Raw genomic sequence first — 7,924 nt, forward strand, 5'->3', positions numbered from 1 at the left:
TTAATGCTTGCAAAAGGGTTAGAATTTGTAACAAAAGAAATTAAAATGCAGATGTTTAGGGATAAAGTAATATGCCTAAAAAAAGAAAATTCTGATAAAGAATTAACTAGGGATTAAAATCTCTAGTTAATATTTATATCATATATTATTGATATTGGGTGGATATTTTATATTACTCATCATTTTTATTTTTTCTTAGCATATCCATTAAAATATTATTTGGACGAATTTTTTCAATATTATCAGAAGGATTTTTCTTAAAAGCCTCAATATTTGTATCTAGTAATTTTATCATTAACTCAACTTGCTTCTCATCTGTTTCATAATTTGCTGACAAATCTTTGATCTGATCTTTATATCTTTCAAATGATTTTGCTAAAGATTCTTTATGTGCATATTCTTGTTCAAGTTTGATATATTTATTTAAATTAATATTTGCAACAGTAGCAGCCCATATAAAAGGGGTATTAATCATTAATCTAACAATAGCTGAAACCAAATCAATATTATTTAAATTTTGCCAATCAATAGTGAGAAAATTAAATATTGCCATACATAATATTGCTCCAGCAAAAAAATATAAATTTTTCTTTTTATTATCATTAGCTTGTTCTACTTGTTTAAAAAATCCAGCTGCAAGTCCTGCATCACTAGATAAATCTATAACTTTTTTTGCTTCCTCTTCTACTTTTTTTAATTGCTCTTTTCTCTCTTCTAATTCTTTCTTTAAAGATTGAATATTGCCATCATCTGAACCAAATACAATTTTATAAAAATCATCTAATTCTCTTTTTTTCTTTTCAAAATCAGTATAATTTGAAATAAAGGTCTTATATTTTGAATTTTCTTCATTACCTATTATTTCAGAATATTTGCTCAAAAAATCATCTATTTTTTTATTTAATTCCTCTACCTTATTTAAGTTTTCATTATTTTTTATAATTATTAAATCATTATAAATAACATTAATTTGTTCATATTTGTTCAATAAATCACTGGGTATATTTCCCTTATCACTTAAAAATATTTCTGCATACGAATTATTAATATTATTTATTTTTTGATTAATATCATTTATTATATTATCAGATGTAACTTCTTGAATTCGTGTTAGTCTACTTTTACCACTCTGATCATTATTCAACAAATAATTATAAGCTTCACTTAATTTATTTATTCTTTCTTGTATCTCTCTTTCTACTTCTTGATAACTATTAATTTCATTATTAATAAGTGATTTCAAAGAATCATCACTATTACTATCAATAAATGCTTTATTTATAGAATAATCGCTCTTAAGTTGTTCATAAAGCTTTCTAACTTTGTTAATTTCTTCTTGTAATTCCTCTAATTTCTCATTCTTCTCTTTAGACACTTTCACTCCTATTTAGTCAAATAAGCCACTAGCTTTTGCTTTTTCTTCAGCTTGTTTTGCAAGCTCCACATCACTCAAAGGCTCTTTCCCCATTGATTTACCTATATCTGCTTTAAAAGCATTTTCACATTCTATATATTCTTTTGAAGTTTTATCTTTTAGTATAGAGTCTCTATTATCTTTACAATATTTTAAAGTATCTTTTAATTCTTTTTCATTTTTGGAGTCTTTAAAATATTCCATAGACTTAGGCTCTGATGAACAAGCACCTAAAAAAACAATAAGACTAAGAGAAGCTAACCCTAAAACTACTTTTTTCATTTCATATCCTTGATATATTTTTTAAATATGTCCGTTATATTTTAATGATATTGAAATTATATCTAAAAAATATTAATTAGATATAAAAATAAATAAAAAATTTAATTTTTTGATTTGAGATTATTTTATTTAATTATAGCTATTTTAGTTTAAAAAATTTCTTTTATGAATATTTTATTGTTTTGGATTTTATTATTATAAAAGTTCAAAAGTAATATTATTACTTTTGATTTACATTATTGGCAATCTAGGTAAAAACTTACAGCAAATTATTGATGCTATTAGGAAAATAGGTACAAATGTAAAGGTTGCTTAAAAGTAAATACTATTATATATTAAAATTACTAATATATAATAGTTATTTTAGTGACTGACAATATACATTAATTATATATTTTGTAATTCTCTTATTATGTATGTAAAATCTTTTTTAATATCCATTAAATTATCAATACCACTAGTTAAAATAATTTGAATTTTCTTATCTACAATTATATATCTATCGTGCAAATAATTATATTTTCTGTTAATTACACAATCTCCATTCTCTGCAATCTTCCATTCTTTATATATATTTTTCAAGTCAGTACATAAATTATTCGGAAATTTCATTCCATTTTCAATAGGATAAAAAATGTTTAATTTTTTTCTCGGAAAGCATTCTTCAGCAAATTTTATAAATTCCATCTGATTGTTATTTATAAATTTATCATAAACAAACAAATGATTTGCATTTAAAAATAAGGCTTTTAAATGTTCTTTAGCTTTTTTTCTATCTTCATTTTTTATAAAACTAGCTGTAAAATTATTTTCTATTTTATCTTCAAAAATATTTACATAAGGAAAATCATATTGTTTCTCAGATAAAATAATTTTATATATAGTATTCTTAGAAAGACATTCTAAATCATCGCTATATTCTAAACTAGTCTTTTGTCCGAGAATAGATTTTAAAGTTTCACTATCATAATATCTTCTCATATATTCTTTTCGTAATAAAACATATTGTTTATAATAATATAAAATTCTTTCAATAATTTTGATATTACATTCTTTTTTATTTTTAAAATTACACAATTCTTCTGCTAAACTATCTTCTAATACCATTGTAAATTTCATTACATCATTTCCAAAAGATGATCTAAATCGCTATCAAAAAATCCCTCAGGGAAATCAATAATCTCGCCATTACTATTAATATATTTGCCTTGTTTATTAATCCCAATAGATTGGAAATTGTTATTTATATTATTTCTATAATAAATTTGAACATCTTGTTGTGATATTTCTTCTTTAAAAACATTCCATCGAATTCCATTAAGTATATGTTCAGAATGGGTTTCTATTATTAATTGAATTCCAGCTTTTATTAAAAAAACAAAAAAATCAGTTAATTTTGAAATCGCTTTTGGATGCAAATGAACTTCAGGATTTTCTATAATTAAGATATTGCCTTTTTCTAAAGATAATCCTAAAATTAATATTTTAGTAAGATAGCTAACACCTGAACCTAAATTAAATGGAGAAAATTCCATACCTAAATCATAATTTTTATACAATATTTTTACACCACTGCTATCAATTTTTTGAGTTATTGGCTCAAGCTTTAATTCCAAAATTTTATTTATCCAAAATCTGATTTGCATTGATAGTGAATCTGATTCTTGATCGCATATAAGTCTATCATTTTTTAAAGCATTATTTTTATTTTCTTCATAAAATCCAAATAAATATTCTCCATTATTCCCACTTCTTAAAGTATAATGTTTTTTCCCAAAATTTTCTTGTCCAATTCTATTTGAACAAAGATGAAATAATTTTTCTTCAAAAACAAAAAAATTATTATTTGATTTCACCCATTGATTATCTTCAAAAACCAAAGAAAATATTTCTCCATTATTTACATTAGAAGTAATTTTAATCTGATTTTCATTTGATTCTAAACATAAAAGATCTTTCCCTTCTCCAAAATTACGCAAATAATCCTCTAAATATATATCTTTATTAGCATAATAAGAACAAAATAAAAGTGCTTGGATAATACTTGATTTACCAGAAGAATTGGTCCCAGCTAAAATTGTCAATGGTTTAAATTCAAAATTGTAATCACTAATACTTTTAAAGTTTTTCATTTTAAGATTTGTAATCATTCCAGTCCTTTAAAAATTTATCTACCTTATTAAATCTATAATCTACACTAGTTACACTATCAATCCCGCTAACAAATTTCCCTGATTTATCAAATTCTAATTTTAAATTATCTATAGCTTCTTTTGGAGGTTTTTTACCTTGTTGCATACATAGAGTAAATAAATAACTTAAACTTTCAAATAAAGCCATATTTATCGGTCTTTTATTTATTCCATTAAGATTATTAAATCTAAAAATATCTTGTCCATAATTATCATATGTAAAATTCATTGTATTTTTAAACATAAATTTTAGTTCACTAATTAAATATATATCTATGGTATTATTTAAAAACAACATAATTTCAGACAAAAAATCATCAATATTTCCTTTATATTCAATATTATTGGTTATTTTAGAATAATAAATATAAAATCCAATAAATCTTAAAATTATATATCTATCTTTCATATGATTTGATTTGATAGAATAAGCAGTTGCTTTTTTAAAGCACTCTTCTTTACTTAGTTCATCAATAAGCTTAGTGGAATTTCCTTGATAAAGAGCATTTCTCATTTCTTGGTTATTTAATCTAGTCCCACCTCGATTAACTCTATCAAAAATATTGAATTTTACTTGCTCTGGAGTTGGTGGTTGAATTGTATAGGTATCAACCTGATAATCTTCAATCTTTCTTTGCTGGACAACATTTAAATCGGAAAATTTTTTGCCAATAATATCTGTAATAATTTTTACTTGTTTTAAATCAAATTCATCATTCATAAAATCAATAAATGTTGTAATTCTTTGTCTACCATCTACTACTTGAATTTTAGTATCTTTAGATTCAAAAAAATAAAATACAGGGATAGGAATACCCATAAGCACTGATTCTATAAGCTCTGATTTTTGTTTATAATTCCAAACATCTTCTCTTTGAAATTCCGGACTTATTTGAATATCACCTCTTTCTTGCCTTCTTTTTATCTCAAAAAGACTCATACGCCCTTTTTCTATTCTTATCTTTTCAAGAGGATAAATTTGTTTATAATTTTCATCATTATTAATATCTAAAGAATTTTCACCTTCTAATTCTTTCATTTAAAACTTCTTATATAATTTTTTATATATTCTAACATAAATAATTAAATTAAAACTTCTTTTTTGAAACAGTGAGGAAATTAAGTATCACTAAATATTATTATTGAAAAAGTCTAGATGGACATTTTGTATGTGTTTGAAAATTATATTACACAAGGAAATACCTATAAAGAAACTTTAACTAATATAAAAAAAGCTGGAAGACTTTATTTAGAAAGCCTTAATTTAAAGAAAAATTATTAATTTTTTATTTTGGATTTTGTTATTATAAAAGTTCAAAAGTAATATTATTACTTTTGATTTACATTATTGGCAAATGAGCGTTAGCGAAATTTGCGGTTTTTTGAATTTAAGAACAGATAAAGAAGAAAAAGACTTATAAAAAATGCTCTCAAACGCCTATAAAATAGCTATTTATTAAGGTTTTTGATTTTCCCACCCGTGGGACAAATTTTCCCACCCGTGGGACAAAAACTGCTCGTGGTGGGAAAAAACTAAAAAAGTAATTTTTCCCAAAATAATCAATAAAATTCATTGTATGGGATACAATTTGTTTTTTTATTTGGGAATTTATCATTTTTTGGGAAAATAATGCTATAATGTTTTTTAATTTTTGGGAAAAGGTAATATATGGCAAAGATAGTTAATTTAGAAAACAAAGAAACTAAAAAATTATATAGTAATGTTCAAGAGAAAGTTGATGCTGTAACAGGAGAAGTTACCACAGTAATAAGTTCTTTTTTACAAAGAGAAAAAACCAAAGATGATTTTATTAAGTTATTTGTAGAAAACATTAGCTTTCTTACTGATAATCTTTCAAATCCTGCTTTAAGAGTTGTGTTGATGATGATTAAAAATTTAAATTATCAAAATGTTTTTCAATATAATAGTGAGTTCGTTCATTATTTTGAAAGTAGGAAGATTTTAGGAAAATCAAGTGTTTATCGTGCGATAAAAGAACTTGAAGATAAACAAGTTATTTTTAAAGTAACAGAAGAGCAGAGAAAAGAATATGATATTATTGGTTCAAATTCATATATTATGAATCCTCAAATCATAGGCAAGGGTTCTTTTAAAGATCTAAAAAAATTAAGACAAACTGTCGTTAAAACTTTTGATTTTGACAATTTAGAATTTAAGCAAGAAGTATCAGTTGAAAGTGAATATGAAGGTCTTGAGCAAATTAAGAGAAATCCAGATCATTATGTTATTGAAGAAGTTAAGCAAATAGCTTCAGATAAGAATGTTGTAGAAAATCAAGTGATTATTTCTAAAAAAGATGATGAGCAAATAAATTATCCTTCATTAAAACAAGAGAAGATAATTGATGTTAATAGTAACATTCCTAGCTTAACTTCAAATGATAATGAAGAACCTACATTATTCAATGGAAGCAAAAATGAGCAAAAGGCAATGGCTTTTATTAATGAATTTGCAGGTATGTTTAATGGAGCTTTTCATCCAAGTAAAACAGCCAAAGAAATGAAAAAAGAATTTTTAGAAAATGACTTAAAAAAGGGTAATATATGAAAAAAGTATTTCTTGATACAAATATTTTTATTGATTTTTTTGACGAAGCAAGAATAAATAATGAACAAGCTAAACAATTAATATATTTTTTAATATCTAATGAAATAAAAATAGTGTTTTCAGAAGATATGATTTCAACTATCGCTTATTTAATAGATAAAGATAAATTACCAGCCCTTATGTCTTTTTTTAAAAACACAATAACAAATCCATATTTTGATATAGTTTCATTTGGATCAAGCGTTATTAATATGGCTTGTGATTTTTACTTGCAAAATAAAGGTGATTTTGAAGATTATTTGCAGTATTTTTGTGCAGAAAAAGAAAATTGCACAGCAATTTATACTATGGATAAAAATTTTCCAAATTTAAAAATACCTATAAAAAGATATGGTGATACAAACATATAATAATATTTCATCTATCTCGTGTTATGTTAAGATATTTAAAACATTCAGAAATTAGAGGATAATATGAAAAAAAATAAAAACTTAATAGAATATATATTATTTTATCTATATAAAATAATATATATTCAAAAAAAATCATTAAATAAGATAAAATTTCATGAGTTGCTATCGCAGATAAGATTATCTTCCTATAATGATGATATTGTAAAGCATTATGATAACCTTAAACTTGTAGGAAAAATCACTCCAAAAATTGCAACATTAGAAATTATTCTTAGAAATAAACTTGATAGTAAATTATCAGAACAAGATAATGATTGGATAAAAAACTCTAATGATGAAAATATTAAAAAAGCTAAGATTGAAATTGAAAATAGAGAAAAAAATAAGATTTTATCCCATCATCAATATCTTTCTTGTATGAGCTTAGGAACTATTATCTATCTCATTAAAAAAAATAAATTACAAAATTCTATAATGGATGTAAAAAATATTGATTTTAGAGATTATGACAGCAGTAATAAAAATTTCTTTTTAAAAGATGAAAAGAAACGAAACTTTAGAAATATGCATAAGGTAGATATAATTCTTAGTTTATTACAAAATCTAAGAAATAGAAGCTATCATTGGGAAAATATATTAAAAACAATGGAAAAAAATGGAAAATATTATCCAAGATTAACGACAAAATTTAAAGACACTAGCATAGGATTAAATCCACAAAAAATAGATTTATTCTTAAGTGATATAATTAAAACTTTTGATAAAGAAATTTTGAAATATTGTTAAGAATAAAATAAGGATGGGACACAAGGAGTCCCTTGAATTTCCTTGAAATTATAGTCAATCTAACATTAAATTAAAATAAATAGGGGAATATCTTGCCAAAAAAAAGAATGTTTTTGTTTGTTCCATATCAAGATATTCGTGAAGCTAAAAAACTTGGTGCAATGTGGGATAACAAACAAAAACAATGGTTTGCACCAAAATCATTAGATATTAATATATTTAAAAAATGGTTAGATAAAACCGCATTAAATAATAAAAGTAATTCTTA

Annotated in this window: 9 protein-coding genes; 4 read left to right on the forward strand and 5 right to left on the reverse strand. The window is 23.4% G+C overall.

Going from position 1 to position 7,924, the window contains the following annotated elements; translation table 11 throughout:
• Positions 1–172: 172 nt before the first annotated feature.
• The 5 genes from L8X97_RS08145 to L8X97_RS08165 form a co-directional block, all read right to left on the reverse strand.
• Entirely contained in the window at positions 173–1,375 is a 1,203-nt protein-coding gene (locus L8X97_RS08145) for a hypothetical protein (protein ID WP_263663057.1), read from the reverse strand.
• 12 nt (positions 1,376–1,387) lie between these two features.
• On the reverse strand, positions 1,388–1,696 hold the full coding sequence (locus L8X97_RS08150) for an EexN family lipoprotein (protein ID WP_147576130.1): 309 nt from the start codon (positions 1,694–1,696) through the stop codon (positions 1,388–1,390).
• A gap of 387 nt (positions 1,697–2,083) precedes the next feature.
• A complete protein-coding gene (locus tag L8X97_RS08155) occupies positions 2,084–2,815 on the reverse strand; it encodes a hypothetical protein (RefSeq protein ID WP_263663058.1) in 732 nt (243 codons plus the stop codon).
• Positions 2,815–3,846: an AAA family ATPase gene (locus L8X97_RS08160; RefSeq protein ID WP_263663059.1), complete on the reverse strand. Its 1,032-nt coding sequence runs from the start codon at positions 3,844–3,846 to the stop codon at positions 2,815–2,817. Before L8X97_RS08160 ends, L8X97_RS08155 begins: the two co-directional genes overlap by 1 nt.
• Positions 3,830–4,927: a DUF262 domain-containing protein gene (locus L8X97_RS08165; RefSeq protein ID WP_263663060.1), complete on the reverse strand. Its 1,098-nt coding sequence runs from the start codon at positions 4,925–4,927 to the stop codon at positions 3,830–3,832. The genes L8X97_RS08160 and L8X97_RS08165 overlap by 17 nt, the downstream gene beginning before the upstream one ends.
• 630 nt (positions 4,928–5,557) lie before the next feature.
• On the opposite strand from L8X97_RS08165, the gene L8X97_RS08170 reads away from it, so the two are divergent.
• The 4 genes from L8X97_RS08170 to L8X97_RS08185 form a co-directional block, all read left to right on the forward strand.
• Positions 5,558–6,457, forward strand: coding sequence for a replication/maintenance protein RepL (locus L8X97_RS08170; RefSeq protein ID WP_173777055.1), 900 nt, complete (start codon positions 5,558–5,560; stop codon positions 6,455–6,457).
• Positions 6,454–6,867 carry a type II toxin-antitoxin system VapC family toxin gene (locus L8X97_RS08175; protein ID WP_044599615.1) on the forward strand — a complete coding sequence of 138 codons (414 nt, stop codon included), beginning with the start codon at positions 6,454–6,456 and terminating at the stop codon, positions 6,865–6,867. Before L8X97_RS08170 ends, L8X97_RS08175 begins: the two co-directional genes overlap by 4 nt.
• A 63-nt stretch (positions 6,868–6,930) precedes the next feature.
• Entirely contained in the window at positions 6,931–7,656 is a 726-nt protein-coding gene (locus tag L8X97_RS08180) for a hypothetical protein (RefSeq protein WP_263663061.1), read from the forward strand.
• 107 nt (positions 7,657–7,763) lie between these two features.
• Positions 7,764–7,924: DUF5710 domain-containing protein (locus L8X97_RS08185; protein ID WP_257911330.1), on the forward strand; the 161-nt coding region annotated here is incomplete at its 3' end.

The organism is Campylobacter sp. CNRCH_2013_0671h, assembly GCF_025773055.1.
Lineage (GTDB): Bacteria > Campylobacterota > Campylobacteria > Campylobacterales > Campylobacteraceae > Campylobacter_D > Campylobacter_D lari_D.

Coding starts and splice junctions, on each gene's coding strand:
- L8X97_RS08150 (WP_147576130.1), bottom strand. CDS start 1,696: ATGAAAAAAGTAGTTTTAGGGTTAGCTTCTCTTAGTCTTATTGTTTTT.
- L8X97_RS08155 (WP_263663058.1), bottom strand. CDS start 2,815: ATGAAATTTACAATGGTATTAGAAGATAGTTTAGCAGAAGAATTGTGT.
- L8X97_RS08160 (WP_263663059.1), bottom strand. CDS start 3,846: ATGATTACAAATCTTAAAATGAAAAACTTTAAAAGTATTAGTGATTAC.
- L8X97_RS08165 (WP_263663060.1), bottom strand. CDS start 4,927: ATGAAAGAATTAGAAGGTGAAAATTCTTTAGATATTAATAATGATGAA.
- L8X97_RS08170 (WP_173777055.1), top strand. CDS start 5,558: ATGGCAAAGATAGTTAATTTAGAAAACAAAGAAACTAAAAAATTATAT.
- L8X97_RS08175 (WP_044599615.1), top strand. CDS start 6,454: ATGAAAAAAGTATTTCTTGATACAAATATTTTTATTGATTTTTTTGAC.
- L8X97_RS08180 (WP_263663061.1), top strand. CDS start 6,931: ATGAAAAAAAATAAAAACTTAATAGAATATATATTATTTTATCTATAT.